The sequence below is a fragment of the Streptomyces sp. N50 genome (genome assembly GCF_033335955.1).
In the GTDB taxonomy this organism is placed as follows: Bacteria; Actinomycetota; Actinomycetes; order Streptomycetales; family Streptomycetaceae; genus Streptomyces.
The window spans coordinates 1,419,178-1,444,237 of the sequence record NZ_CP137550.1 but is presented as its reverse complement, the minus strand read 5'-3'; the positions used below and the strand labels follow the sequence as shown (position 1 = coordinate 1,444,237).

The window sequence follows — 25,060 nt, the reverse complement described above, 5'->3', positions numbered from 1 at the left end:
CTCACAGTTGTCGGCAAAGGGCGTCGAGGAGTTCCTGCTCCTGCTGCTCTTCCTGGTCCGTGCCGCCGAGCATGTAGCCTCCGAACTTCATACCGCTGCCCGCGTCACCCATCCGAATAACGCCGCGTCCCAGGTCCGTCAATGCTGCTTCGACGTCGGCGAGTCGTACGTCCGTGTTGTCGCGCAGATACAGATCGGTCAGCTTTCTGGAGGGCAGAATCTCGCCGTGCCAGGAACGTACCTCGGGCCGGGAGTGGTACGCCTCCCAGTACATTCGGGACCCGGGTACGACGGCCGGAGCGGCCACCGACACGGTGGTGATGATGTCCTGGTACTGCTCGGCCAGAGCCAACCAGTTGTCGACCTCGGAGCGCAGCTTCGCGATGTCCGTTCCGGGCAGTCCGAGAATTCCGGACACGTAGAGCCGGTAGTCGAGGTCACGCGCCAGTTCCAGTGCCTCGTATATGCGGTCGGGCCCTTTGTTGATGCCCTTCGAGTTCTGCTTCAGCAGTTTCGGATCGAACGCCTCCAGGCCGACGTTCCAGGTGCGGACGAAGCCCTTGCAGAGCTTCGCGGACTGCAGGAACTCGTAGATGAGGCCGTACGCGAGCATGAAGCGCCGGTCCCGCAGTACCGGTGAGGCCGCGCAGGCGTCCGCCAGGTCGTCGAGGAAGGAGAACTGGCCCTGCCATTGATCCCGGGAGAACCCCAGGGTGGAGTCGCCGGCGGCGTACACGTTGGCCCCGAGGGAGCCGACCGCGTGCTCCAGGGCGGCCACGGTTGTCCCGATCGCGGCCGTCTTCGGCGTCAGCCCCTGGATGGAGCAGTGTTTGCACCGGCGCCGAGGCGAGTCCCCCCAGTGACAGCCGCCGTCGATGGCCATCGTGATCATGCGCTGGAGGTCGTAGTGACCGGCGTACCAGGTCTGGAACGCCTTGTCGTAGTGCTCCGTGAGCTGGTCGGCGATCAGGGAGTAGTCCGGCAGCCTGCGCCGGTTCAGCGGGTAGGTGGGAGCGCTCTGATGGACGACCGTCCCGTCACGCCGGTAGGCCAGGGACGGGACCCGTCCCTGCTCCAGGTCCCCGCTCAGCGCGTACAGCAGGCCCATCATGGTGAAGGGACCGTTGTTTCCGGTGCCCACGAAGTCGACCAGACGGCTCCCGTACCGGCCCGTGAGCACTTCCTCGTGCAGGATGGCGGCGTGGTCGTTCCCGAATACGATGACGGCCGCGGGATTCGCCCGCTTGATCTCGGCCGCGACGATGAACGCCCATGGAGCAGTGGCGGTGTACACCGTGAAGGCCGCCACATCCGGCGGATTCTCCTCGATTTGCCGACGGATCGTCTCCCATCCGATGTGGCTCATGTCCAGATAGCGCCACGGCACGTCGGGAAAGCAGGTTTCGTGATAGGTGATCATTTCCACGAGCGAGGAATGAGGGTAGACCGTTCCCTCGTTGCGGTATCTCTCCTGGCTGCCTGCCTCGGAGATGAGCGCACCGCCTCCGGAATGGCTTCCGCGATGCGCTGATGTCAAGGGAAGCGCTATGTACCAAACCGACTTGAAGGGCGGACAAGAAGTGGCTGATCTGGCGATTGGAATTTTCCAGGAATAGCGTGGGTCGATTCCGACTACTTCCCTGTCCGGTTCGAGAGACATCCCTGTCGCGCAACCTCTCCATGCGTAGTCGAGGTAAACGTATTGACAGTCAGCGTAGGAGTGTTGATTACACCGAGGCAAGGTTATGAAGGATGCGATCAAATAGGTCATCATGCGCACGCTGTCGTCCGCGGGCGCTACGGTGACGAGGCGGCAGGCGAGTGCGAGGAACGCTTCGTGGATGTCGACTCGGAGTTTCCCTGCGGATCCGTGGGCGCCGGAAGCCGTGCAGCCACGCGGGACTCCTCTCCACGGCCCGGCGGTGGGTGCCCGGTCCAGTGCCGCGTCGAGCGATGGCCGGCACGATGCGGCGGTCGGCGAACGGCGAGCCGGGTGTGCGGCGCGGTCGACCGACACGGCCGCGAACGGGCGGGGATCGCGCCGACAAAGGGCGGGAGCTGGGGGACATCGTTGCGGTCGCCGCCGATCAGCGGGACGGCGAGCGAGGCGCCGCGCCCGTCTGTGGTGAGGCGGTGTTTCGAACCGGCCCGGCCCCGGTCCACCGGCGAGGGGCCCGTGCGGCTCCCCATCAGCGTTCTGACATGGGAGGAGTCGACCACGCGGCGGGACCGGTCCCGGCGCCGACCCCGGCGCGCACTGACGGCGCGGCCGGAGTCGGCCCTGGGCGGAGGAGCTCAGCGTTCGTCGGGATGGTCGACGTCAGGCCGCCTGGCGCCGTTCCAGCGCGCGGGCGGCCTTGCGCCGGGTCGAGACGAAGGGGTCGATGGCGCCGGCGCCGGCGCCGGGAGTGACGGCCCAGGCATCGATCTTCGCGGCGACCTTCCGGAGCAGCGCGCTGCCGGGCTTGACGTCTATCTGGAAGTGGCTCTCTTTGACCACTCCGCGCTCGTCGCCTCCCCACCGGACCGCGCCCTCGCAGTCGGCGAGGATGTCCCGCAGGACGATCAGTTCGTTGGGGAAGAAGCCGCCCTTGACACCGGCGGGGTAGAGCAGGGGACGGATGGCGAGGGCCGTGCCGGAGAGGTAGTTGCTCTCGAAAGCCGCACCGACCTTCCGGTGGGTCGAGTGGCCGGTGACATCACCGCTCGACAGAGGGTGGATCTCGTAGTGGAAGCGCCGGGCCACGTGCAACAGGAGGGTCGCGGCGGCGCCCTCCCGCAGGGCCACGGAGACGTCGCTGCCCTCGATCCGAAGGGTTTTGATCCCGGATCCGGCGGAGGGGGCCACCTTCCAACCGTTCTGCGAGGTGGACCCGTCCCAGGTGCCCGAGTCCGTGGCGGCCTGTGCCGTACCGGCGGCGGTTCCGGTGATCCAGAGCGCGCCGGCCAGGCCGACGCCGGTGGCCAGGACCGCGCGGCGGGTCGGTCGGGTACCGCTCGGTCTTGCTTCAGTCGTGTCGTCACGCATCGTCGGGCACTCTCCGTTTTCAGGTCCGTGTCGGGTCCGTTGACAGGTGTGTTGGCTGGTGCGTTTCAGGTCGGAGGGCGGGTGGTCCGTCGTCGGGCGGATGCCCAGGTGTGCAGGGCGCTGTAGATCGCGGCGACTCCTCCCAGCACCGTTGCCGCCAGGCAGACGATCAGCACGGGGGAAACCCACGGGGGACGAGTTCGAAGGACGGGTGCTGCCGGAAGACACAGCGGGCCGACGGGGGGAAGACGCGGATGGCGACCCGTACGAAGTCGGTGTCGGCGCCGAGCGCCCCGCACTGGTCGCCGGGATCGGGCACGCCGTTGAACGCGAGCGCGGCCCGGACGGCGGCGACCAGACTGCCGCACATGCCCAGGAGGCAGGTCCAGATCCACAGTGCGGTGAGGTCGCGGGGGAGCCAACGCCGGGCCCTGCCCGCGGCCCCTTGTCCGGCCGGCCCGGGAGGGGCCGGATGGCGAGCGGGATCATCGGGATGGCGCGGTGTCTGTGTCATGTCGTTCCATTTTCCGGCGGGTACGGTCCTGCGATCGGACCGGTCGGATCAGTCGTTCTCCTGGCCCACGATCGCGACCAGGGTGTCCACGTAGCCCTGCACGAACGGGTCGAGGAGGTCGTCGGGGAGCATGGCGGGCTGGAGGGTGAGCGCCCCCGCGATCTTGACGACGGCGGCGATCCGCAGATCGGCCACGATCCCGGGGTTGGTGAGCATGTCCATCGCGGTGTCGTAGACGGTGCTGCCGTTTCCGCCGTAGCGGGCGTCGAAGAAGCGCCGGAACCTGCTGAGGGCGCCTCCGCCCCGCAGCATATTCGTGACGGCGTCCACGACAGTGGTCCCGCTTCCGTCGCTGAGCTGCATGCCGATGAGGTAGCCGTCCACGTCCTCGATCAGGTCGTCCATCATGAAGGTCGACGTGGTGTTGATCTTCGCCAGGCGGTCCATGCAGTAGGTGTATCCCGACGCTGTGGTGTCGGAGTCCTTCCGCCACTCCCCGTAGAAGGTGCTGAGGTCACCGCCCCAGCCGGCGAAGTCGCCGAGGTTGGTGGTGGAGCCGGGGCCCTGCCCCCGTACGGCGACGCCGTTCGCGGTGGCCGCGAAGTGGGGCACCTTGATGGAGATGCCTGCCACCGGATCCGTGTAGCTGGTTACCCGCGCCGGGCCGTTGGCGTCGGCGTAGGCGATCCAGTCGTCGTCGGGGTCCGAGAGGATCTGTGTCCAGCCGGTGGTCAGCCCCGTGTAGTTGGGGTACCGCAGGTACTCAAGGACCCGGATGTTCGGGTCTCCCTGGCCCCAGGCGACGGCCGTCTGGTAGAGGTCGGAGATGTATTGCAGATAGGAGTCGAGCGGGCTGTCGGGAGAGTTGACCTTGTCGACCCCGCTGTCGGCGTTCGCGCGGTGCACGTCCTTGTCGATGTTGATCGCGCCCGTGCCTGAGCCGGTGGAGAGCGTCTGGATCTGGTTGAAGGCCCAGTTCGCCGGCAGCGGGTAACCCAGGTTCCCGGAGTATCCCCAGGACATTCCGGAGACGAACGAGTGCGCCGCGTACGCCTCGTCGGTCACCCGGGAGCAGACGTTGCGAGAGCCGTAGACCCCGTAGATGTAACGCTTTCCCTGAGATGCCAGGCCGCTGGACACTCCGAGGAAGTAGTCGATGACGTGGTTGGATATGTCGTCGTCGGTGGCGTCGAAGTCGACGGAGAAATATATGACGGTGCCGGGGTCGAATCCGTAGCCGACAGCCGCGGTATGGGCCCCTAGCGCGTCGGTGTAGCCCTGCGGGTAGGTGAAGTAGCCGGCGGAGCCGCCGTTGTACTGTGAGATCGGGAACACCCGCATTCCGTTCTGGAATATGGTGTCCAGTTCGCCGGGCTGTATCCGTTTGTTCAGGTAGTTATCCGAAGGTCTTTCGTCGAGATAGCGGCCGACGATGGTGTACCCGGCGGCCTTCAGCGCTTTTGCGCGGTCGTCGGTGATCGTGGTGATGCAGTCACAGGCGGTTCCCGGGCGGTCGGCGTCGCCCATGGAGACGAGGAGCTGGCACCAGGTTTCATAGTCGGCGGTCCCGTTCAGGCCGAGACCGGAGAACTTCTGGAAGCTGCGGACGTCGTCTGCCAGATCGGAGTCGAAGGAGCTGGTGAACTCGGAGCTGGCGCCGTTGCACACCATGGCCGCGGAAAACAGCTGGACGAATACCCCTGTCGAGCCGACTGCCAGGGGCGTGGCGGCCAGTCCGGCCTGGGTGGTCGGGCCGAAGTTGCCGGTGGCGGAGTCGGTCGGGACGCCCAGCTCGTACTGGATGGCCTGCATGAGCGCGGTCTGGACGCCCCTGGAGAAGTGCCCGTCGCAAGGGATCAGGTAGAAGTTGTCGCGGTTCGCGAAGTACCTGCCGTTGAGCCATTGTTGGATGCTCCGGACGGTGCTCGACCCACCGGCGAGGAGCACGTAGGCGTCCATGGTGAGGAGCGCCTTGAACACCTTCGGCTGTACGGATCCGTCCCCGTCCAGGCCGGCGTCGGACTTGAGGTCCTGCACGCTCTCGGAAGTGAGCGTGCCGTATACGCCGTCTCCGTCGCCACCCCAGTAGCCCTTGCAGAACAGGCCGTACTGGACGATGTTGACCAGGTTCTTGTTGGTCTCGGACGTTCCGATGTCGCCGTGCAGGGCCAGATCGGCCAGGGTGGTCGGCCCGAAGTTGGCGGACAGTGTCGTGATGCCGAGCTCGTGCTGGAGTCCCATGGTCAGGGAGTACATGGTGGTCCAGCCGGTGTTGCCGTCCTCCGGGCAGGCGACATAGCCGGACAGGCTGCCGTAGGTCGCGTTCACCCATTGCTGCGCTTCGAGAACTTTCTGGTCCATGGAGCCCCTTCTTTCGCACGGGTATGACGGGCCCGGCGGCCGGCCCCGCCGCATGGCAGCGACGGGAGGGCAGGCGGACGGGACCCCGGGAAAAGGAAAAGCGGCAGGATGAGGCGAGGTGGAACAGGGGAAAGGCCGAAGAAGGCGACGCCTGGACCGCTGTGCCTACGTTGGCACAGCTGGATAGGAAAGGAATGGCCATATGTCGGCAGGCCGGGCCGCGGGGGAAATTTGCCGATCAATGAGCAATTCTTTACATGTTCCAGATGTTGCTTCGAGCGGTCGGCGCACCTCTGATTCTGTGAATTCGCTGTGGGCTTTTTTGAAATCTTCTGTGTAGGCAACATCATCTTATCGGCGCGAGAAAGCTGTCAAGGGCCCCGGCGGAGAGCGGTCGCTATCCCGGTCGGGCCCGCAGGACTGGCCGGATTGCTTCTGTTCTCCCCTGGCGGATGTGAAGTGGAAAAGCAGTAGATGCGCGTTTTCGCGCCTTTCAGGGTCTCTCTGTGATCGGAGCGAAAGCGCGCTTCCCCGGCCCGGTCGGCAGGACGGCAACGCCTCGGTGCAGTCGCGTGACGCCCGCTTCGTCATGGCATGTCGGCTTAATGGAGGCTGGAAGAATGCAGCCGCGGGCTTTTAGGCTCATGGAGTTCTCTACGCGCTGTGATTCGAGCGGAAGGCGCGCGTCATCGTCAGGCCGCCGTGCTCGCAGTCGCCGCCCGTACTGGAACGCGACCACGCCGGAGCCCTCCCGGACCAGGGCGCGCGACAGCTCGCGGAACCGTGCCGACCGGACCGCGCCATTGATGAGAGCTCGCAACAGGGTGACTCGGTGGTCGCGTCGGGAACGCGGACGCCTGTGCGTCCAGGCGCATTCACCACTCACGCTTTGCAGTGCTTTCCTGGATCACCAATCTGTCCGCCACCGCCCTGGTCGCCGATCCGGTGCGCTGGGCCAGGAGGCGCCGGCGCATCGAGCACGACTACCGCGAACTCGAACACGGCCTGGGCCCGGACCACTTCGAAGGCCGCACCGGGCGAGGCCGGCACCACCATGGCACCCCTTGACCGCTGCCCTGGCCCCCAACGAGCTCCGGAGCACTGCTGCTTGCGACTCATCCAGACAGACGTGGACCCGCGCCTTCTCCGCAGCCGGCTACTCGTCAGAACGTGTGTCAACCATGCGCCGCGTGCGTCAAACACGCGTCAACACATAGCCCGTAACGCCCTCAACGCACATAACGCACCAGCTGAAACCAGCCGAGTGCGACGGACAGGGAGGAGGACCATCAGGTCGGGGCCACGGACTCGGGCCAGGGGAGCATAGGCAGTAACCTATGGTGGCTACGTCCCGGAGTTCCTGGAGCCGTGAGTTGTACCTGGGCAGCTTGTGGCAAGGCACACACAGTCCGCGGAAACAGCATCAGGTGTCACCCCTTCGCCGCCGTCGCACGCATGGAGCCAGTCGATGCTCGCAGTGATCCGTTCCGCGCTCGAAAGCATTTATGAGCGCCGTTTGTCGAACAAGCTCGAAGGACTTCCGCGGCCCCAACACGTCGGAGTCATGATCGACGGCAACCGACGGTGGGCACGGAACGCCGGTCATGACGACCCCCGCGAGGGCTACCGGGCCGGGGGCTCCAGGGCGCTCGACCTTCTCGGCTGGTGCGCGGCGGCTCAGATCGAGCATGTGACGCTCTTCATGCTGAGCGACGACAACCTGCACCGCCCCGCGAGCGAACTCGGTCCCCTGATCGAGATCATCGAGGAGACGGTCCGGAACATCTCTGCGGCCGGGCTTCCCTATCGGGTCGGCGTCATCGGGGCCCTCGACCTGCTGCCGCAAGAGGCGGCCGTCGCGCTCAAGGAGGCGGCTGCGACCACGACGGACCGCAGCGGCATGCAAGTGGACGTCGCCGTGGGCTACGGCGGGCGGCGAGAGATCGTCGACGCGGTCAAGTCCGCCTTCGAGGAACACATGGCCGCGGGCGGCGATCCGGCGGAGTTGGTTCAGGATTTCAGCGAGAAGCACATCTCCCGGAACCTGTACTCCTCGACCGGCCGGGACCAGACGGACTTCATCATCCGGACCTCCGGGGAACAGCGCCTGTCGGGCTTCCTTCTCTGGCAGTCCGCCTATGCCGAAATACAGTTCGTGGACTGCTACTGGCCTGCCTTCCGCCGCCTCGACTTTCTGCGCGCCCTGCGGTCCTTCGCCGGACGTGAGCGCCGCTTCGGCCGCTGATTCCCCGAGAACGAACCCGGCGCGGCCGCTGCGTGGGACGTCGCCGGGTGTTCTCCATGGCCGGGCAGGCCACTGCGCATCCCTACCTCGACTGCTCCTTGACCAGCTGATCGATGACATCCCACAGGGACTTCGGTGTCGCGAATGTCTCCGTGCTGAGGGACTCGTCCGGAATGACGACGTTGAACGTCTCTTCCAGTTCGACCAGCAGGCCCACGGTGCCCAGGGAGTCGAGGCCGAGGTCGGCGAGGGCGACCTCCGGCTCGATCTCGGCCTCGGGGGCCAACAAGGGGAGATGGTTCCGCAGGGTCGTTTCGAAGGTCTTGGACCACAGTGTGTTCATCGAGCGCAAACCTCCACAGGAAATATCAATTCATACAGGTCAGGCAAGGTTTACCGAACGGTCCATCAAGGTGAGCGCGCCGCTCACCACAAGGAGACGGTCGTTGGAGTAATTGAGGCTCGCGGACCGCAGATCGCGCAGGCAGCGCTCCAGCGGCAGGGGAGACCGGCGGTTGTAGCCGACACCCAGCCCGGCCAGCTGGACCATGCGATCCACTGCCTGGAACGTCAGTTCCGCGGCCGTGACCTTGAGCGTGTTCAGATGGATCTGCACGGGCGTCTGCCCCAGGGAGTGTCCTTCCGCCCGCAGCGCGAGGACCTCGTCGAGGACACGGTGCAGGTATGCGCTGACCAGCTCCAGGTCCATGCGGATGCGCGCGAGTCGCTCGTTGGTGAGTTCGGACCCGACGTTGATTCCACTCGGCCGCTCGGGCGACCGCACCAGCGCCACCAGGCCGCCCAGCGCGGCGCGTGCCGCCCCGAGCCAGCAGGCGGCCCAGGCCAGATGGCCGACCGGGGCCATGCTCTCCACGGCGATCTGCTGGAACCCGCCCGGCTTGCCCACGGTCTGGGTGGCGGGCACCGTCCCGGATATCGCGAAGCCCAGGCTTTCGGTGCCCCGCATGCCGAGGGTGTCCCACTCACCGCGCACGACGACATCCACCTGCTCGCGGTCGGCGTACACCAGGGTGACCTGGTTCTCCGGCGCTTCGGGCGCCGCCCGCATCGTGATCAGGAAACCGTCGGCGTGCCGTCCGCCGGTGACCACCGGCGCGTCACGGTGCAACGCGAGGACGTCGTCCTCCTGCCGGAGCGGCGCCTTGCCGGTGAGCAGATGCCCGCCCTTGCCCGGCTCGGTGGTGACCGACGCCAGGTAGACGTCGCCGCGGGCGATGCGCGGCAACACGTGGTCCTTCAGCTCGGGTGAGGCGAACCGCACCACGGCGTCGGACTGCTGGCAGTGCATGGCCCAGATCATGGCCGTCGACATACAGCCGCCGGCCAGGAGCTGGGCGATCTCGACGAGGTCCGCCAGATCGCCCCCGAGCCCTCCGTACTCCTCGGGCACCAGGAGCCCGAGCAGCCCGCTCGCCCGGAGCGCGTGCAGCCCGACCTCAGGGAAGGCCGCCTGATCGTCGGTCGTGTGTGCCTCGTCCTGAAGGACGGGGAGCACCTTTTCCGCCCTCTCGACGAGGGAGCTTCGGGTCACTTCTCGAACTCCTGCTGGTAGAAGGCCGGTTCTGGGTCGCGGCGGTGGGTGGATGGAGTGAGCGTGGTACGGCGCAACTCGATCCGCGAGGCGTCGACCGTCCTCCCCGCGTTCAGGACGACCTCGGCCGCCACAGGCCGACTGAGGAATCCGATCAGGCTGGCCGTGAGGCCGTACGCGCCCACGTTCGGAAAGGCGAGCAGCCCCTCCTCGTCCACCTGCGGCAGGTCGGTGTCACGGGCGAGGACGTCGGCCGGTGTGCACAAGGGCCCCACCATCGCCACACGCTCTCTCTTCGTGTCGGCCTGTTCCTTCCCGGGCCGGGTGGACACCGCGGACGCCCGCATGGGCAGCAGACGGCCCAGACCTGCGAGTCCGCCCAAGTGGTTGATCCCGGTGTCGAGCACGACGTAGGTCCGGTCACGGCTCCGTTTGATGTCGCTGACTGTGCAGACCAGTTGGCCGCTGCCGCCGACGAGGTGGCGCCCGGACTCGAAGGCAACGGTCGTGTCGCCCCGCCGCCAGCCGGGCAGACACTTGTCGAGCGCGGCCTCCAGCGGTTCGCGCAGCCCCGAGTAGTCGGGGCGTTCGCCCTGGGTGGCGTACGGAGCGGCGAAGCCGCCGCCCAGGTCGACGTAGGTGAGCGGAAGGCCGCACGCCCGGTGCACCCGGGCGGCCTCGGTGATGCTGAAGACCAGGGAATCGAGCAGACTCTCGGCGTCGCGCGCGTTGCTGAGGGCGAAGAAGTGCATTCCGATGACGTGCGCGCCCGGTCGCGGGGCGAACAGCTCCGGCGCGGCGATCAGCGCGGCCGAATCGGTACCGAACTGGGAAGCGGTTCCGGTCATCCGCAGCCCGCTGGCGCCGTGCGATTCGCTCGCGTTCAGCCTGAGCAGGCACTGAGCGGTGGTGCCCCGCTCCTCGGCCACCTCGGCCACCCGCCGGTAGTCGCCCACGGACTCGACGGAGAAGCGGGTCGCCCCCGCGTCCAGCGCGTCCGCTATCTCCGCCCGGGTCTTGCCGGGACCCGTGTACAGGAACTCGGCCCCGGTGAAACCCGCTTCGAGGGCGGCGGCCAGTTCGCCCTGGGAACTCACTTCGGCATGGCATCCGGCCTGGCGCAGTGTGCGGGCGATCAGCGGATGTGGATTGGCCTTCAGCGAGTAGTACAGCGTCGACGGCTGCGGAAGCGCGCGGCGCAGTTCGTGGGCCGCGCTTGCGACGTCGTCGAGTTCGTACACGTAGAGCGGACTGCCGTAGGCGTCGACGAGGTCGGCCAGGTTCATGGTCGTCATGTGCGCACGCTCTCCCACTCCTCCAGAAGCGGCCGTGAGACCTTCCCGTTCGGCGTCAGCGGTAGCGCCTCGACGATCCTGCACAGAGCCGGCACCTTGGCCGGATCGAGCAGCCGGCCCAGCCCTGCCAGCGCCTGCCGCGGGGTTGTGTCACCAGCGAGATACAGCACCGCGTCCCGATGACCGGACGGCGGCAGGACGGCCGCGTCGCGCACGCCGGGCAGCGAACGCGCCGCCTCTTCGATCTCCAGCACCGAAGTCCTCGTGCCCCGGCGCTTGAAGACCTGGTCGCGGCGTCCGCTGAAATAGAGGTAGCCATCCGCGTCCAGGTGCCCGAAGTCCCCGGTGTGCAGGACCCTTTCGGCGTCATCCGGATCGACGCGGTAGGTTCGCGCCGTGAGCTCGGGCGAGCGCCAGTAGCCGGCCATCAGGTGCGGGCCGCGTACCGTGATCTCGCCGGTGGCTCCCGGCGGCAGCGGACGGCCGCGCTCATCCACGACACGCACGGACGTGCCCGCGAGGGCACGTCCCACGGAGGCCGGGCGGTGCAGATCGCCATCCGGTTCCATGATCGTGATCCGCTTGCATTCGGTCGTGCCGAACATCAGCTGGACGCTGGCGCCGGGAAAACGGTCGCGCAACTGCTGGACCGTCCGCAGCGGGAGGTGCTCGCCGGTGTTCGTGAACAGCCGGACCCGAGTGGGTGCGGGATCCCTCTTGGCGAGTGTGAGCAGCATCGCGCCGAGGGACGGCACGATGGGTACCACGGTTGCTCCCGTCTCTCGCACGTCGGCGAGCAGCCGCATGTCGCCCGTGGCGTCCGCGAGTACCACCTCACAGCCCGCCTCGGCGCCGAGCAGGAGCTGGTACAGGCCGTAGTCGAAGGAGAGGGGCAGTCGGCAGAAGACGACGTCCTCCGGGCGGTAGCGCACGCGGTCGGCGACGGCGCGCACCGCGAAGACGACAGCGTTGTGCGGGCAGGCCACGGCCTTGGGCTGGGCCGTGCTGCCCGAGGTGTAGAGCAGCAGTGCGACATCGTCGCTGGAGTGCGTGGTTGTGGGGAGTTCGCCCGGGGTCTTGGGACGGGGCCCAAGCGGCTCGACGGCCGCCCGCACCTCGTCCGTCGAGCGGACGGGAACTGTTTCGCCGACCCACTCCCGTTCCTCCGGGTCACCGCCGATGAACAGAGCCGGCTCGGCGTCCTGAAGGACGTGTGTCAGCTGGTAGCGCCGCATGGCCGTGTTCACGGGTACGAACGTCGCACCGAGTCGCAGGCATCCGTAGAGGAGGGCGACGAAGGAGCGCTGCGGCATGGCCCGGACGACGACACGGTCACCGGGCTTCACCCCGCACGCGAGCAGCCAGGCCGCCGCTGACCGGGCGGCGCTGCCGAGGTCCTCGTAGGTCCAGCACCCTTTCCCGTCGCGCACCGCGGGAGCCGTCGGACGGCTCGCCACCGCGCGGTCCAGGAGCCCGTGCACGAGGTCAGCGCAGCCATGCGGCTCACGTCCCGCGCGCCCGGGGGAACGGCTGGATTCAGGAATGCTCACGGGTTGCTTCAATCTCTTGCGTCGTGGAGGAACGAGGGCCGGCGGTGCGGCCTCAGGCGGTCGGTACGGCGGAACGCGCGGCGACGCGGTAGCGCCGTCCGCGGTCGAAGAGTCGCTCGAAGAACGGTGTCCGCCAACGGAAGACGTCCTGGCCGCTGCCGTATTCCTCCAGGTAGGAACAGTCTGAGGGGCGCAGCTCCGCGAGGGCCCTCGGATCGATCTCACCTGGGAAGACCTGGTCGGTGAAGTGCAGCGCGTAGTAGACCTGACGTACGGCCTGATATTCCTGGACCCGCGCAAGGGTGGTCTGCCATTCGTCTACGGCTGTCACCCGGCCGGCGAGCAGTGCCACGTCGAGGAACTTCGAGAGCTGGAGATCCCTCTCGTGCTCGATGTAGTACAGGTTCGTCGCTTCCTTGTAGAGGTGCGCGCAGGTGTCGATGAGTTGGTCGGGCAGTGAGAGCATCGCGGCTGGTACCCCGCAGATATCGGCCTTCACGGCACGGTCCAGCAGTTCTCCCACGGGTGTGACGGACCCCGACCCGCGTTGGAACAGGTCGAAGCACATGTCCACGCCGTAGTAGGGGATGTCCGGCCTGCCCGGGATCCGGTGGAACGGCATGGCGTTGTTCAGGTGCAGTCGCCAGAACCCCTGGGCCTGCTTCGACAGTCGTTGCACCGACTTGCCGTCCGGCGCGATACGTCCCTGCTGGTAGCCGAGCTCGGTGAGCACATCCGCGAGGCGGCGAGCGTCGGTGCGGTCGATGAGCAAGTCCAGGTCGCTGGTGCGCCGCAGCCCGGAGTCCCGGTAGAGATGCTCGCCCAGAGCAGCGCCCTTGCGCACCGCGTAGCGCACACCTGCATCGTTCAACAGGCCCAGGACATGGCCGTACTCCGCGGCGAGGGCCTCGTTGCGGATGGTGTTGGCCTGGTAGGCGGCGCACAGCACCCACCAGTGGGGGACGATGACACGCTGGTCGGGGAAGTAGTAGTACCGCAGGTCGGAGAAATGCTTGCCGAGCATTTGCAGCACGTTGTGCCGCGTCGCCTGGTCCAGGAGGAAACCCCAGTCGAAGGATGAGAGGTTGTCCTCGATCAGTGCGCGGGCCTCGTCCTTGTTTTCCTCGGTGAGTTCCGGCCGGGCGAGGACGCGGATGAGCCGGGCCTCAGATCCTGTCGAGCTCACTGGGCCGCCTTGCCGGCGCCGAGTTCCAGGGCCGAGGCGCGGTACGCCTCGACCGTCCGGCCGAGGACAGCACGGGTGCGGCCCAGTGCCTCCCGATACTCGTCGGCCGTGAGGGAACGTCCCCCGCCGGGAGAACCGCTGCGGCTGATGACCAGCTGCGCGGCGTCCTCGGACTGCTGAACGGAGTGCAATGTCCCGGGATGACAGGCGTAGATGTTCTCGGGCACGAACTGCCGCACGTACCACGGGGTGTCGTCCGTGACGTCGGCGCCGTGCCGGAACGCCTCCAGCTCCATCGTGCCCGCGAGCGTGAGCACCACGGACTTCTCCTGTGGCTCGCGCACCGCTGGCCGGCCGTCGCCCGCTATACGCAGGTGGACCGCGTAGTCGTCGGCGGGTTCCGCGGCGAGGAACAGGTGCGTCACACCGCCACCGGTCGTCGAGAGCGCGGCGTTCTTCTCCACGTCGGCGTCGTCCAGGAGGGACATGGTGTGCAGCAGAGCCGGCTCCAGCCAGCTCTCACTGAAGATCGCCGGATCGGCGGGAACATCGAAGGGCGATGCCGTCTGTGCCAGCAGTTGGACGACCGGCTCGAGGTAGGACTTAGGCAACGACATCGATTGACCTCCTGTTGGTGATGATCCCGCGCTGCATCAGGGAGTCCCGGACCTGCGCGTATCCAGCGGCGGACAGGGGCGTGGACCCCTGGTGCGGTGAGCCGTCCCTCTTGGGTGCCTCATAGCCCTTGAGGCGCTCCAGCATGTCGCCGGCGGCGTGCCATCGCTCCATCCGCTGGGGGCCGCGCAGGAACAGGGAGACGGTGCCGGGCTGGGCGACCGTCTGGTGGACCAGGGAGTACTGCAACGTGTAGCAGGCGCCCGGCCCTTCGAGAGAGACGATCCCCGGGGTGATGTCCTTCGAGGTGAAGTCCCCGTCGTACGGTCCGCCGGTCCGTCGGTTCCACACATGGGTGTAGCCGCCCGCGAGAATGTAGACGCTGAACGAGTACTTGTGGTCGTGCGGCACGATGTCCAGGTCACTGACGCGGAAATCGTGCAGCCGCAGCTGGTAGCCGACTTCGGGGTCCTCAAGCAGGCACAGCTTGTCCATCAGCGGGTGGAATTCGCTGCGCTTCTTGCGCAAGGGGTCGTCGGGGATGCCGAGCACCAGCTCGGTGAGAAGTTCCCGGTCTCCTGCGAGCTGCCGCAGGAGTGTACGGCTGTCACGGTGTGCGCTGCGGGGATCGTCCCAGTCGAGCCGGGCGAACCGGGCGGCGAGTTCTTGGCGGTCCATCGTCATGGTCGGCAACCCTCTCTTCCTCACTTGCCGTACCGTCGGTTTCTGCCGGAATAGTCCGCGAAGGCCACGGCCAGGTCATCGCGGGTGAGGGCTGGCGCGGGTATGTCGGAGAAGTGGAACTCCGAGTAGACCGACTGCCACAGCAGTAAGCCCGACAGGTGCTGTCCACCAGCGGCGCGGACGAACAGGTCCACCGGTGGCAGAGTCCGGCTGGCCAATCGCTCCCCGAGGTCGTCGGCCGCCAGGCTGACGGCAACCTCGTCGAGACCGCGCCCGCCGTCCTGCGCCGTGCGCAACACCGATCGCAGGGCGTCGAGCACCTCGTCATGGCCGTCGTACCCCACCGCCAGGTTCACCTGTAACGAGGGCCGGGCCCCGGTGACCGCGGGCGTGCAGGCCGCGCGCAAGCGGTCGGCCAGGCCTGCGGGCAGGCGTCCTAGGTCGCCCAGATGGTTCAGGGCGATGGCCGGTGCGCCTTCCCAACCGTTGCGAAAGGCCTCCAGCATCCGGTCCCAGTCGGCCTCCGCCGGTAGGTGGTCAGGGGCGGCGCCCGGGTGTGGGACCACCCGCAGGGTGACCGTGTGTGCCCCGAGGTCGTGGCACCACCGGGCGACGTCCACCTGCTTGGCACAGCTGGCCCGGAACCCTTCGGACTCGGTCAAGCCCTTGGCCGCGGCCCACTGGGCGTGACCGTCGAGAAGCACCGCCACATGACGAGGGGTCATGAGCCGATCTCCGCCAACTCGTCTATGAGTCCCTGGTCGATGAGCTGGGCGCGCATGGCCCGGTACTCGTCGACAGTGACCGGACGCTGGCCGTTGGCATGCTTGGGCTTGCCTTCCTCAGCCGACGGCGGGAACTGATCGGCCTCGGGCCACATGTCCAGAGCCGCGTGGGAACGCGACTTCTCACGGGGGCCCCGCATGAACAACGTGACCGTCCCCGGGAGCATGATCGTCTGGTGTACCAGCGGGCTGCCAAACGTGTAGCAGGTCCCCGGGCGTTCGATGGAGACGATGCCGGGCTGGATGTCGGTGCTGGTGAAGTCCCCCTCGGCGATATCGGTACGCCGTCGCCACACATGGACGTAGGCACCGGCCAGAACATAGGCGGTGAAGGTGTACTTGTGATCGTGCGGTACGAGTTCGCGGGAACCGGGCGACAGGTGCATGCGGATCTGGAATCCGCGCGAATCATCCTGGTAGACGATCAGCCGGTTGATCAGCGGATGGATCTCGCTCTCCCGGAGCCGCAGGGGGTCGTGCTCGATCTCCTGGACGAGCGTGCTCAGCAGCGACCGGTCGCTGGCGAGCCGGGTCAGCACGCTTCGGCATTGACGGTGCGTCGACCGCACATCGGACCAGTCGAAGGCGGGCACCTCGTCGAGCCAGCTGCTCACTGGATCACTCCCTGGGTGGTGGGCGGACGCGACGCCCGGTCGTCGTCAGTCATTGTTGTGTCCCACCCGCGGCCGGCCGATCGCGGTGAGGATCTCGGTCGCCGCTGCCTCCGTCGCGGTGGGTGCGGCCTGCTCCTGAGGGTCCGTCAGGTCGAGCCGGAGACAGTCCCAGCGGTCACCGATCGTGTCGAAGACGCGCTGGCTGCGCACCTGTAGATCGAGATACGAGGCGCGGTCCGCAGGACGCCCGACCGGCCCGTAGTGCTCCATCCCCCCGACTCGCCCTCTCTGCCGAACCCGGCGTTCGAAGGCGATCTCCGGCTTCGTGTGCACGAGGACGGGCAGGGACACGGGCGCGCCTGCGGGACGGAGCAGATCGATGGCGAGTTCCAGCAGCGAGTCGAGCTGCCCGGCCAGCGGATCCGCCGCATCCACCAAGGACTTGGCCAGCAGGTACTGCTTCACCACCATCTTGATTCCGTGGGTGTCCTCGATCACCACGCGGCCCTGGGCGACGGCGGGCAGGACCACGGCGGTGCGGAACATCATGTGCCCGGCGATCTCGCACAGCATGGAAGCCGTCAGTGCCCGAGCGTCGTTGCTGCGGATCTCCGCGCCGTCCAGCAGGGCCTCGAAGTCTCCGGCCATGAGATCGGCAGGCCTCGCAGGGAATCGGTCACCCAAGGTCCCGCCCCCGGCGAGGCCGGCGAATCCGTACAGGGTGCGCAGCGAGGCCTCGTACAGCCCCGTCATGGCGTCCCCGACGAACCCGTCAGGGCGCTTCTTCAGGTACTCCCTGCGCGAGAGCCGAGCCACGGAGCGGCCACGTTCGGCGAGCAGGCGCTCCACCTCCCGTGCGAGGGTCGTCTTGCCGACGCCGTCCATCCCGAGGAAGGCGATGGAACATCCCAGCTCAGTGGAGCCCGGCTTCATGGCGGTGCTGCCTTTCGTGGTTGTGCGTTGCATGGGTCACCCGTTGCGATCCGGGAGTTCAGGCGTCTGATGTCGCCCGGAAGTGGCCGCGGTTCTGCTCGTAATGGGTGAGCGCGGCCTTGAGGTCGTCCGGCCCGAAGTCCGGCCAGTAGGTGGTCGTGAAGAACTGCTCGGTGTGCGTCGCCGTCCAGAGCAGAAACCCCGAACTGCGTTGTTCACCGGACGTCCGCACCATCAGCTCCGGTGCCGGATCGCCTCCGGTGATGACCTGCGAGACTGCTTCGGACGTGATGCGGTGTGCCGCCTCGGCGGGCGACAGACCGTCACGCGCGTACCGGTCGAGGAGCGCGCGAAAGGCGTCGGTGACCTCTTCCCGTCCGCCGTAGCAGATGGCCAGGTTCACCTGCATCACGGTGTTCTGCGCGGTGCCCGCCGCCGCGGCGTCGAGGACGACGCGCAGCCCCTTGGGCAGCTTCTCGCGCACACCCGTGTGGCGCAGTCGCCAGCGGTCCGACGTGGCGAGGTCTTCCACGAGGTCGGTGATGATGCGGGTGAGCGCGTCGACTTCCGCGGGGTCTCGCCGGAGGTTGTCCGTCGACAACAGCCACAGGGTCACGGTCTCGATGCCCAGGTTCGCGCACCAGGCGAGGACCTCCGGTACGCGGGAGAATCCGGCCCGGTGCCCCTCCGAGGCGGTGAGTCCACGGGACTTCGCCCATCGTCTGTTGCCGTCGAGGATCAGGGCGAGGTGCCGGGGCAGCAGACCGAACTCCTCCGCGGTCGGCAGTCCCACCTGCACACTCAAAGGGTCCGCTCCACGCCCCAGACCGGAACGCGCTCGAAGAACGTCACCGCTTCGTCCCGCCAGTGAGGCCGCCAGCTGCCCGCCTCCTGGCAGGCCAGATCGGCGTACCGGTGCATCTCGGACCTCAGGTGTCGGTCGACTCCGTGCCGCCGGGCGATCTCGCGGATCTTCTCGATGTCATCCGCGGAAGCGTCCTGTCGACCGAGGATCGATTCGACCAGACTCCGTTCGGATTCGTCCGCAGCGGTGAGAACAGCGCGGATGGCGTAGGTCCGGCGGCCGTCGCGGACGTCCGCGGTGGCGGGCTTGCCCGTGATCTCCTCGTCGCCGAAGAGGCTGAGATAGTCGTCGCACATCTGTCCGGATATGCCGAACATCAGGGAGTACTTGCGCAGGGTCACGTCGAACTTCCGCACGTCCTCACCGGCGGCGAGCAGGCCCAACTGGATCGGCGCGAGCGCGGAGGAACGCGAGGCCTTGAAGTCGGAGACCTCGTGCAGCATCTCCTCGCTCGGGACCGCCGGTAGATCGCGTTCCAGGTCGTACATCTGGCCGACGAAGGTGGCTGCTCCGGCTGTCACCTGGACGTCGACCAGGGACTGCTTCAAAGGCGAGGGGAGGTCGGCGTCCAGAAGCACCCGCAGGGACAGGAAGGCAGCGAGGTCGCCCACCAGCAGTGCCAGCCCCAGAGCGGTCTGGGCCTGGTCGGGGAACTCTTCCTTGTAGGCGTAATACGTGGAGATGCCCCCGCGACGCGTGGGCGCGTCGTCGATGATGTCGTCGTGCACGAGGAGATGTGTCTGAAGAAGTTCGATACTCAGGGCCGCCTCGTCCAGTCCGGGAATGTGCTCACCGGTCACCAGACGGGCGGCCTCGTACATGAAGGCGACACGCTGCCGCTTGCCACCCCTGAGGGAGAGGTCCTCCAGGAGGTCGAGACCACGGGGTGTGAACCGACTCAGCCTCGGCGCGTCGAACTCCTCTCGCAGCTGCCTGAAGTAGTCCTTGAACAGCAGCCCGAAGTGATGCTGATAGTTCTCGATGCGTGCCTGCATCTGGCGGGTGACTTCGTCCACGCTATTCGTCACTTGTTTCCCCTTGAGGCAAGTAAGTGCATGTTTGTCCGACGGCTCACTCGTCGACGGGAGCCAGGAGGCTCAGAGCCGCCAGCCGGCCGCGCAGCTCCTCGTATTCGTCCGGTCGGAGCGACCGGGCACCCTCTGTGTGGCGCTTCACGACCTCGCCGCTCGACGCGGAGTCCGCGCCGACGTTCTGGCGGTCCAGCATGTCCAACGCGGCATAGGAACGCCGCTGTTCGCGGGGACCGCGCATGAACAGCGTGACGGTGTCCGCTTCCATCACCGTCTGGTGGACGAGTGAGTACCCCAACGTGTAGCAGGAGCCGGCTCGTTCATGGGTGACGAGCCCCAACGGAGCTTGGTCCGAGGTGAAGTCACCGGCGTAGGCGCCTTCGGCCCTGCGCCGCCAGACATGGGTGTAGGACCCGGACAGAATGTATGAGGTGAAGGAGTACTTGTGATCGTGGGGGATGAGCTCGTTGGTGCCCGGTGACATGTGCAACCGGAGGTAGATCCCTCGATCGTCATCGCGCCACAGTGTCAGTCTGTCCATCACGGGGTGGTGGTCTGCGTCGGAGAAGAGCGCGGCGTCGTCTCTCACTCCGGCCACCAGAGCCGTGAGCAGACCTCGGTCCGCTGCCAGCCGGCGCAGTACGGAACGGCACTGCCGATGCGCTGACCGCAGGTCGCTCCAGTCGATCGTCACTTCTCGTGCAAGCCAGTTGTCCACGGTTCGCCTTCCCGACATTCGCCATCCCCCAAGCTCCGGAAGTCGTCTCACGTGCCACGGGAGTCGGACCGCTACCAGGCGGACGCGCCGTCCAGTCGACGTAGTGCCGGCCGTGCGGCGTCGAGCACGTCGCTGAACCAGGCCGAGAAGGTGACTGAGGCCTGACGTTCGGCGAGTTCGCCCGGGGTGACGAAGGTGATGTCGTCTACCTCGGCCGGGTCGGGCTCGGCCGGCGTCTCGATGCGTCCGACGAACAGGTGATTGAACTCGTGTTCGACGAGGCCGGAGGTCGGGTCGGGACGGCGGTAGGTTTTCGTGCCAGCAGCCGCCAGCAGTGACGGTGCGACGCCGAGTTCCTCGATGGTGCGCCGGGTGGCTGCGTGAAAGGGGGCTTCACCGGGATAGGGGTGCCCGCAGCAGGAGTTGGACCAGACGCCGGGGGAGTGATACTTCGTCAGCGCGCGCCGCTGGAGCAGCATGCGGCCTTCGGAGTCCAGGAGAAACACTGAGAAGGCACGGTGCAGGGTGCCGGGCATACGGTGGGCGGCGATCTTCTCCGACGTCCCGACGGTGCGCCCCTCGGCGTCGACGAGTTCCAGGAGGATTTCCTCCTGGCTAATGCCTTTTTTGCCACTGTTGGAAGTGTCACTTAAGTCGACGATCGACCCCACTGAAAGTCCTCCGTCTATTTCTGTCAGCGTGACTTCATATGCGCTCAGGTCAGCTGCGGGGAATCGACTCCGCACTCCACGACGGAATCTCGACAGGTATCCCACGAAGGTTGATGTCTGCTCCGTGAGCACCCGGTTAACGTTCTCTTGCGTGCAGGTGACCTGTCAAGGATTCATTCTCCGTTGCGAGGCTCGCCAGAGTCGTGAACTCGGTTACCCTGACGTGCTGTTCATGTCCCGGAGCCGACGTGCGGCAGGAACCTGTCGAGTGCCGTCCTGATGGGCGTCAACAGCGGCAGATCCGGTAGATCGGCGATGTCGACCCAGGCGCAAGCCTCAACTCCGCCATGGCCCGCGGGGTTGAGGTTTCCGCCAGTGATTTCTACCTCGTACAGAGAAAAGATGGCATGAAAGTCGAGAGGAGTGCTCAACTGGCGATGCTCTGCGTCGACATCGAGCAGACGAATGACGCCGACGTCGTAGCCGGTCTCCTCCTTGAACTCACGCACCACGGTGTCGAGTGGGTGTTCCCCGTGCTCGATCTTGCCTCCGGGCAGCATCCATTTACCGTAGTCGTCCACAGATTTAGGGCCTATCCGGACAAGGAGCACGCAGTCGTTCCTGCGGACAATGCCGTACGCCGCGAATCGCTGGAGACGAAGCTCCTCGGGCACCTCACAGCTCATATCTTCCGTCCCGCTCGCAGGGGAAACGCACGGCGCGGGATATCGCTTCCCCGGACAGGCGGGATATCGCTTCCCCGGACAGTCGGCTGGTAGCACACGCAGAGACGCGCGCTGCCGTCCGCGGATCGCGGGGACGAGGATTCCGAAAAGCGCCGCTGTCCCGACGTGCGAGTGATGAGATCCGTCTCCGGTCTCTCTGGCCGATGGGCGGAGCCCCACTGCCGTAGGAACTCCACAACCTTGGCGCCTGCCGTCTTACGCCCTTCCCTCGGGCCTTCGAACCCCGGCATCCTCACTCTTCGGCGATGTTCGTCCGGCGTGATGTCGATGTTCTCAGCAGATGTCCAGGGCAGGTCCCTCGCGAAGCATGTGAGTCACAGCCGAAATCGGAACGCGGGACTCTGGATCGCTCAACCATTCCTCCCCCTAACGCTGTGCGGTTTCTCATGGAACTCACAGTTTTCGAACACCGCAGCCTGGGGTATGAGAGCGCTTGCTGCAGGGCCCATGGATTCAAGCATGCGTGTTGATATGTGCGCAACAGGATGTGATCTGACGTGTGGTCACATCGTCCTGTTCGTGCCCGCGTTCCAGTTCCTGTCCGTCACCGCCGTGCGCACCGAGTGCACGAAGAAAGTGCAGGTCGCCGACGTGCCCGCGATCACTGACTCATAGCCTGTTCATAGCTGATGCCTGCCTCCGCGGCCGGCGGATCGACCACACTGCCGGGGAAATCGACCGTCAAGTCCCCCAGGCTGCCCGGCACGCCGCGCCTGCCAGGGCCACCCAGCTTGTGTGGCCCTGGAACCTATCAAATCGCCGCAAAGGAGATCCACTTCGCGAAGCGGAAACAGTGGCCCTTGAAACCTTCCTGCGATGCCGGGGAAGCGCACCGAGGTGTTGTCAGGGTAGAAGCAGCTGTCTAATATCAACGCCTCATGCAACTTGTTCTCTTGAGCCATGGACACGGATACATTCATGCGGCTGAGATTTGACCCAGTGGTACGTGCCCGCGGCACGACCTCGAGTTCCTTGTGGTCGGTGATCGACGGTCCGAGCGAGGGCTCGGAGAGGAGCGAGGAACACCACCAGGGCAGCTCCCTTTCCAAGCAGCACTGACACTTCCCAGAAGGACACGCCATGGCAGGAGTGCGCTTCGATGTGTACGGAACCGCGGTCACACAACGGACGGAACGGGGAGACACACTCCAAGCCATAGTCGAACTCGCACAACGAGCCGAGCGCCATGGGGTCGACGGGCTGCTGACCTTCTACAACCATCAGAGCATCGATCCTTGGATCGTCGCCTCTGTGATCCTGCAGAACTCCAAGTCCGTCACACCGCTGGTGGCTCTGCAGCCATATGCGCTGCCGCCTGCCACGGCGGCCAAGTTGATCCATTCCCTGACCAGACTTCACCGGCACCGCATAGACATTAACTTGGTCACTGGTGCGGCGGAAGGAGAGCTTTCCCAGGTAGGTGAGCAGCTCGATCACGATGACCGCTACGATCGGGCGGTCGAATACAGCGTGGTACTTCGCTCTCTTCTTTCCTCCGACGAACCGCTCTTTCACGAGGGGCGTTTTTACCGTTACCGCGCGCTGCGCATCAATGCGAGGCTGGAGCCGGATGAGCGTCCGCGTATCTTCGTTGCCGGCTCTTCCCCGGCAAGCCGCCAGGCGGCCGCCGCAGTGGGGGACGTAGCGGTCACTCACCCTGAGCCGTTGGCTCAGTTCGCGAAGACATTCTCGCGTCGGGAGCAGGGCGGACCGCGCACAGCCATTCGTGTCGGTCTGGTGGCCCGACCTGACGGAGATGAAGCGTGGTCTGCCGCACGGGCCCTTTACCCAGCTGACCGGTTGGCTCAGATCAAGACGTCGATGCGCAAGCACTCGGAGTCCGACTGGAGCCGCCGCCTCGCGAACCTGGCATCCGAGGACACCACATATGACGGGGTGTACTGGACGGGCGCCTATCGAGGAGGGGGCAGCGTCCCTTTGCTGGTCGGCGGGTACCACGACGTGGCTGACTACCTGGAGCAGTACTTGAAGCTCGGAGTGACCACGGTGCTGCTGGGCGGCAGGTTGGCGAGCGAGGACGATTTCCGTCATGCCGCAGCGGTGCTCTCTGAGCTCCGAGGTCGCGAATGACACGGTGCCGCGAGGGGGCAGGGTCGAGCGGTGAACGGGGAGGGCTTTTCCATGTTTCGAATCCGGACGACGTTTCTGTCAATGGGACAGGAAATGAAAAAGAGGCGAAAATGGATAAAATGACGATTCACTTCGAAGGTGACCGTGACGCGATCGCCCCTCTTACCTGGGCACAGCAGAGGACCTGGCGAGGCTCTCACCTCAAGTACCGGTCGTTCGTGCATGTCCAGGCCGTTCCGCCAGGGAGGGGTGTCCGCGAAGTCGGAAACGTCGCGAAATGGGCATTCGAGGAGTTTGAGGCGCTGCGAACGTTATTTCCTCTGGGTGTCGACGGCCAGCCTTGTCAAAAGGTTAAAAGAATCGGTTCGGCGGATATATTCATAATTCCGGCGGGGGAATCCACCGTAGAATCTGACATTCAAAGCGCAATACGCCGCCTTAAGGAGGAGCGCTTTGATGTTACAGCCGAGTTCGGGGCATTGTTCGCCATAGTGACTTGTGCTGACGCTCCGACGCACCTTATTTGTCTGGTTTCCCACCTTGCGATTGATGGTCACGGTTGCAGGGAACTCGGTGCGGCCCTCGGTGCTTACTTTTCCGGGGAGTATGGCCGGCCGCCGGTACCGCGAATGCATCCCGTGGACCGAGCTCAGCTGGAGCAATCGACGAAGTGGCAAGAAAAGAGCGCGCGCTCCCTTGACTATTGGAAGTCTGTTCTAGAAAAGCTTCCGCAAGACGGAGCTCGGTCGGCAGTGATGGACTCTTATGCAATGAGGGCTGCCGTTTCGGTCATCTCAAGGAATTATTCAACGAGTACATCCGTTGTCTATCTAGCCGCTATTTCAGTGGTTTCCGGTGCGCTCATCGGGCGCGAAACGTCCTCTTTTCTGTTGCCGTCCCCCAATCGTTTGAACTCGGAAGAGCGTTCCTTCATCGGGGAGCTTGTGCAGTTTGCCCCTGGGGTGCTGGAGTCGCTTGGCATGCCTTTCGAGGTCATAGTCAATGACGCCTGGAAAGAGAGCATCAAGGGTTACAGATTCAGTCGCTACGACGAGCGGGCACTTCAGCTGATGCTCACAGACCTCGATGAAGGGAAGGAGTGTAAGAGGGCTTTCGACTTGTCATTCAATGACACGAGAAATTCTGCGGAAGGGGAGATTTACGACGGAGCGGCAGAGAAAATTCAAGATTTCGTGAAGCAGACGAAGATCGAACTGCGTGAACACGTGTATCAAGGCGGATCTCGTTTTCTGTCATTCGGTCTCCGGGATGACGGCAGCCAGCTGCTCTCCGTCGCTGTCCATGACTCGTACTTCCCGGATTTTCCCATTCAGCGCATTTTGCTGGCAGTTGAGGCCCTGGCGGTCGGGGTGGCCTTGGGGGACACGGAGCCGCTGCAGAACCCCATGCGATTCGCGAGAGCTTACCTGGCATCTGAAAACACGACAGCCGATTGAGGGTGATGGTGCCTCGGCGCCGTGCAGGTTCCGGACTCTCGTACTCCATGAATATGGATGGCGACCGGGGAATGTGTCGACTGAACGGGTCTGTATGCATTGGAGTATCGGCGACCGGC

General features: G+C 65.8%; 22 protein-coding genes and 2 pseudogenes. 4 read left to right on the top strand and 20 right to left on the bottom strand.

The window, feature by feature from the left end:
* Position 1: 1 nt before the first annotated feature.
* From R2B38_RS51130 to R2B38_RS51110, 5 genes and pseudogenes are all read right to left on the bottom strand, one after another.
* A complete protein-coding gene (locus R2B38_RS51130) occupies positions 2-1,366 on the bottom strand; it encodes a hypothetical protein (RefSeq protein ID WP_318023114.1) in 1,365 nt (454 codons plus the stop codon).
* A 435-nt stretch (positions 1,367-1,801) separates the two neighbouring features.
* Positions 1,802-2,241: pseudogene (locus R2B38_RS51125) on the bottom strand (IS5/IS1182 family transposase); the annotation flags it as partial.
* A gap of 79 nt (positions 2,242-2,320) precedes the next feature.
* Positions 2,321-3,028 (bottom strand): hypothetical protein, encoded by a 708-nt coding sequence (locus tag R2B38_RS51120; RefSeq protein WP_318023034.1) that lies wholly within the window; start codon positions 3,026-3,028, stop codon positions 2,321-2,323.
* 169 nt (positions 3,029-3,197) lie between these two features.
* Complete coding sequence (locus R2B38_RS51115; RefSeq protein ID WP_318023033.1) at positions 3,198-3,542, bottom strand: hypothetical protein; 345 nt, start codon at positions 3,540-3,542, stop codon at positions 3,198-3,200.
* Between the two features lie 48 nt (positions 3,543-3,590).
* Complete coding sequence (locus R2B38_RS51110) at positions 3,591-5,903, bottom strand: glycoside hydrolase domain-containing protein (RefSeq protein ID WP_318023032.1); 2,313 nt, start codon at positions 5,901-5,903, stop codon at positions 3,591-3,593.
* Positions 5,904-6,806: 903 nt separating this feature from the next.
* On the opposite strand from R2B38_RS51110, the pseudogene R2B38_RS51105 reads away from it, so the two are divergent.
* A pseudogene (locus R2B38_RS51105) lies at positions 6,807-6,959 on the top strand (IS701 family transposase); the annotation flags it as partial.
* A gap of 412 nt (positions 6,960-7,371) precedes the next feature.
* Complete coding sequence (locus tag R2B38_RS51100) at positions 7,372-8,148, top strand: isoprenyl transferase (RefSeq protein ID WP_318023031.1); 777 nt, start codon at positions 7,372-7,374, stop codon at positions 8,146-8,148.
* An 82-nt stretch (positions 8,149-8,230) separates the two neighbouring features.
* Here the strand turns inward: R2B38_RS51100 and R2B38_RS51095 are convergent, their stop codons facing one another.
* From R2B38_RS51095 to R2B38_RS51025, 15 genes are all read right to left on the bottom strand, one after another.
* On the bottom strand, positions 8,231-8,491 hold the full coding sequence (locus R2B38_RS51095; RefSeq protein WP_318023030.1) for a phosphopantetheine-binding protein: 261 nt from the start codon (positions 8,489-8,491) through the stop codon (positions 8,231-8,233).
* A 39-nt stretch (positions 8,492-8,530) separates the two neighbouring features.
* The gene (locus R2B38_RS51090) at positions 8,531-9,700 is read right to left on the bottom strand and encodes an acyl-CoA dehydrogenase family protein (protein WP_318023029.1); all 1,170 of its coding nucleotides are present in this window, start codon (positions 9,698-9,700) and stop codon (positions 8,531-8,533) included.
* On the bottom strand, positions 9,697-10,995 hold the full coding sequence (locus R2B38_RS51085; protein ID WP_318023028.1) for a type III PLP-dependent enzyme: 1,299 nt from the start codon (positions 10,993-10,995) through the stop codon (positions 9,697-9,699). Before R2B38_RS51085 ends, R2B38_RS51090 begins: the two co-directional genes overlap by 4 nt.
* Positions 10,992-12,476 carry a class I adenylate-forming enzyme family protein gene (locus R2B38_RS51080; protein ID WP_318023027.1) on the bottom strand — a complete coding sequence of 495 codons (1,485 nt, stop codon included), beginning with the start codon at positions 12,474-12,476 and terminating at the stop codon, positions 10,992-10,994. The genes R2B38_RS51085 and R2B38_RS51080 overlap by 4 nt, the downstream gene beginning before the upstream one ends.
* A gap of 121 nt (positions 12,477-12,597) precedes the next feature.
* A complete protein-coding gene (locus tag R2B38_RS51075; protein WP_318023026.1) occupies positions 12,598-13,731 on the bottom strand; it encodes a nucleotidyltransferase family protein in 1,134 nt (377 codons plus the stop codon).
* Complete coding sequence (locus R2B38_RS51070; RefSeq protein ID WP_318023025.1) at positions 13,728-14,348, bottom strand: hypothetical protein; 621 nt, start codon at positions 14,346-14,348, stop codon at positions 13,728-13,730. Before R2B38_RS51070 ends, R2B38_RS51075 begins: the two co-directional genes overlap by 4 nt.
* Positions 14,335-15,030, bottom strand: coding sequence for a hypothetical protein (locus R2B38_RS51065; RefSeq protein ID WP_318023024.1), 696 nt, complete (start codon positions 15,028-15,030; stop codon positions 14,335-14,337). The genes R2B38_RS51070 and R2B38_RS51065 overlap by 14 nt, the downstream gene beginning before the upstream one ends.
* 20 nt (positions 15,031-15,050) lie before the next feature.
* Entirely contained in the window at positions 15,051-15,755 is a 705-nt protein-coding gene (locus R2B38_RS51060; RefSeq protein WP_318023023.1) for an undecaprenyl diphosphate synthase family protein, read from the bottom strand.
* A complete protein-coding gene (locus tag R2B38_RS51055) occupies positions 15,752-16,429 on the bottom strand; it encodes a hypothetical protein (protein WP_318023022.1) in 678 nt (225 codons plus the stop codon). Before R2B38_RS51055 ends, R2B38_RS51060 begins: the two co-directional genes overlap by 4 nt.
* A 45-nt stretch (positions 16,430-16,474) precedes the next feature.
* The gene (locus tag R2B38_RS51050) at positions 16,475-17,395 is read right to left on the bottom strand and encodes a hypothetical protein (RefSeq protein ID WP_318023021.1); all 921 of its coding nucleotides are present in this window, start codon (positions 17,393-17,395) and stop codon (positions 16,475-16,477) included.
* 25 nt (positions 17,396-17,420) lie between these two features.
* Positions 17,421-18,161 carry a polyprenyl diphosphate synthase gene (gene uppS / locus R2B38_RS51045; protein WP_318023111.1) on the bottom strand — a complete coding sequence of 247 codons (741 nt, stop codon included), beginning with the start codon at positions 18,159-18,161 and terminating at the stop codon, positions 17,421-17,423.
* A gap of 2 nt (positions 18,162-18,163) precedes the next feature.
* Positions 18,164-19,255 (bottom strand): polyprenyl synthetase family protein, encoded by a 1,092-nt coding sequence (locus R2B38_RS51040; RefSeq protein WP_318023020.1) that lies wholly within the window; start codon positions 19,253-19,255, stop codon positions 18,164-18,166.
* Between the two features lie 43 nt (positions 19,256-19,298).
* Complete coding sequence (locus tag R2B38_RS51035) at positions 19,299-19,976, bottom strand: hypothetical protein (RefSeq protein ID WP_318023019.1); 678 nt, start codon at positions 19,974-19,976, stop codon at positions 19,299-19,301.
* A gap of 71 nt (positions 19,977-20,047) precedes the next feature.
* Positions 20,048-20,638: an isopentenyl-diphosphate Delta-isomerase gene (gene idi / locus R2B38_RS51030; protein ID WP_318023110.1), complete on the bottom strand. Its 591-nt coding sequence runs from the start codon at positions 20,636-20,638 to the stop codon at positions 20,048-20,050.
* 239 nt (positions 20,639-20,877) lie between these two features.
* Complete coding sequence (locus R2B38_RS51025) at positions 20,878-21,333, bottom strand: NUDIX hydrolase (RefSeq protein ID WP_318023018.1); 456 nt, start codon at positions 21,331-21,333, stop codon at positions 20,878-20,880.
* A gap of 1,140 nt (positions 21,334-22,473) precedes the next feature.
* Here R2B38_RS51025 and R2B38_RS51020 point away from each other — a divergent pair.
* A complete protein-coding gene (locus tag R2B38_RS51020; RefSeq protein ID WP_318023017.1) occupies positions 22,474-23,484 on the top strand; it encodes an LLM class flavin-dependent oxidoreductase in 1,011 nt (336 codons plus the stop codon).
* 119 nt (positions 23,485-23,603) lie between these two features.
* Positions 23,604-24,941, top strand: a complete 1,338-nt coding sequence (locus tag R2B38_RS51015) for a condensation domain-containing protein (RefSeq protein WP_318023016.1) — start codon at positions 23,604-23,606, stop codon at positions 24,939-24,941.
* Positions 24,942-25,060: the final 119 nt, after the last annotated feature.

Bases quoted from the DNA above. Each gene is read 5' to 3' on its own strand.
- R2B38_RS51130 (WP_318023114.1), bottom strand. From the start codon at position 1,366: ATGAGCCACATCGGATGGGAGACGATCCGTCGGCAAATCGAGGAGAAT.
- R2B38_RS51120 (WP_318023034.1), bottom strand. From the start codon at position 3,028: ATGCGTGACGACACGACTGAAGCAAGACCGAGCGGTACCCGACCGACC.
- R2B38_RS51115 (WP_318023033.1), bottom strand. From the start codon at position 3,542: ATGACACAGACACCGCGCCATCCCGATGATCCCGCTCGCCATCCGGCC.
- R2B38_RS51110 (WP_318023032.1), bottom strand. From the start codon at position 5,903: ATGGACCAGAAAGTTCTCGAAGCGCAGCAATGGGTGAACGCGACCTAC.
- R2B38_RS51100 (WP_318023031.1), top strand. From the start codon at position 7,372: ATGCTCGCAGTGATCCGTTCCGCGCTCGAAAGCATTTATGAGCGCCGT.
- R2B38_RS51095 (WP_318023030.1), bottom strand. From the start codon at position 8,491: ATGAACACACTGTGGTCCAAGACCTTCGAAACGACCCTGCGGAACCAT.
- R2B38_RS51085 (WP_318023028.1), bottom strand. From the start codon at position 10,995: ATGACGACCATGAACCTGGCCGACCTCGTCGACGCCTACGGCAGTCCG.
- R2B38_RS51070 (WP_318023025.1), bottom strand. From the start codon at position 14,348: ATGTCGTTGCCTAAGTCCTACCTCGAGCCGGTCGTCCAACTGCTGGCA.
- R2B38_RS51065 (WP_318023024.1), bottom strand. From the start codon at position 15,030: ATGACGATGGACCGCCAAGAACTCGCCGCCCGGTTCGCCCGGCTCGAC.
- R2B38_RS51060 (WP_318023023.1), bottom strand. From the start codon at position 15,755: ATGACCCCTCGTCATGTGGCGGTGCTTCTCGACGGTCACGCCCAGTGG.
- R2B38_RS51050 (WP_318023021.1), bottom strand. From the start codon at position 17,395: ATGCAACGCACAACCACGAAAGGCAGCACCGCCATGAAGCCGGGCTCC.
- R2B38_RS51025 (WP_318023018.1), bottom strand. From the start codon at position 21,333: ATGAGCTGTGAGGTGCCCGAGGAGCTTCGTCTCCAGCGATTCGCGGCG.
- R2B38_RS51020 (WP_318023017.1), top strand. From the start codon at position 22,474: ATGGCAGGAGTGCGCTTCGATGTGTACGGAACCGCGGTCACACAACGG.
- R2B38_RS51015 (WP_318023016.1), top strand. From the start codon at position 23,604: ATGACGATTCACTTCGAAGGTGACCGTGACGCGATCGCCCCTCTTACC.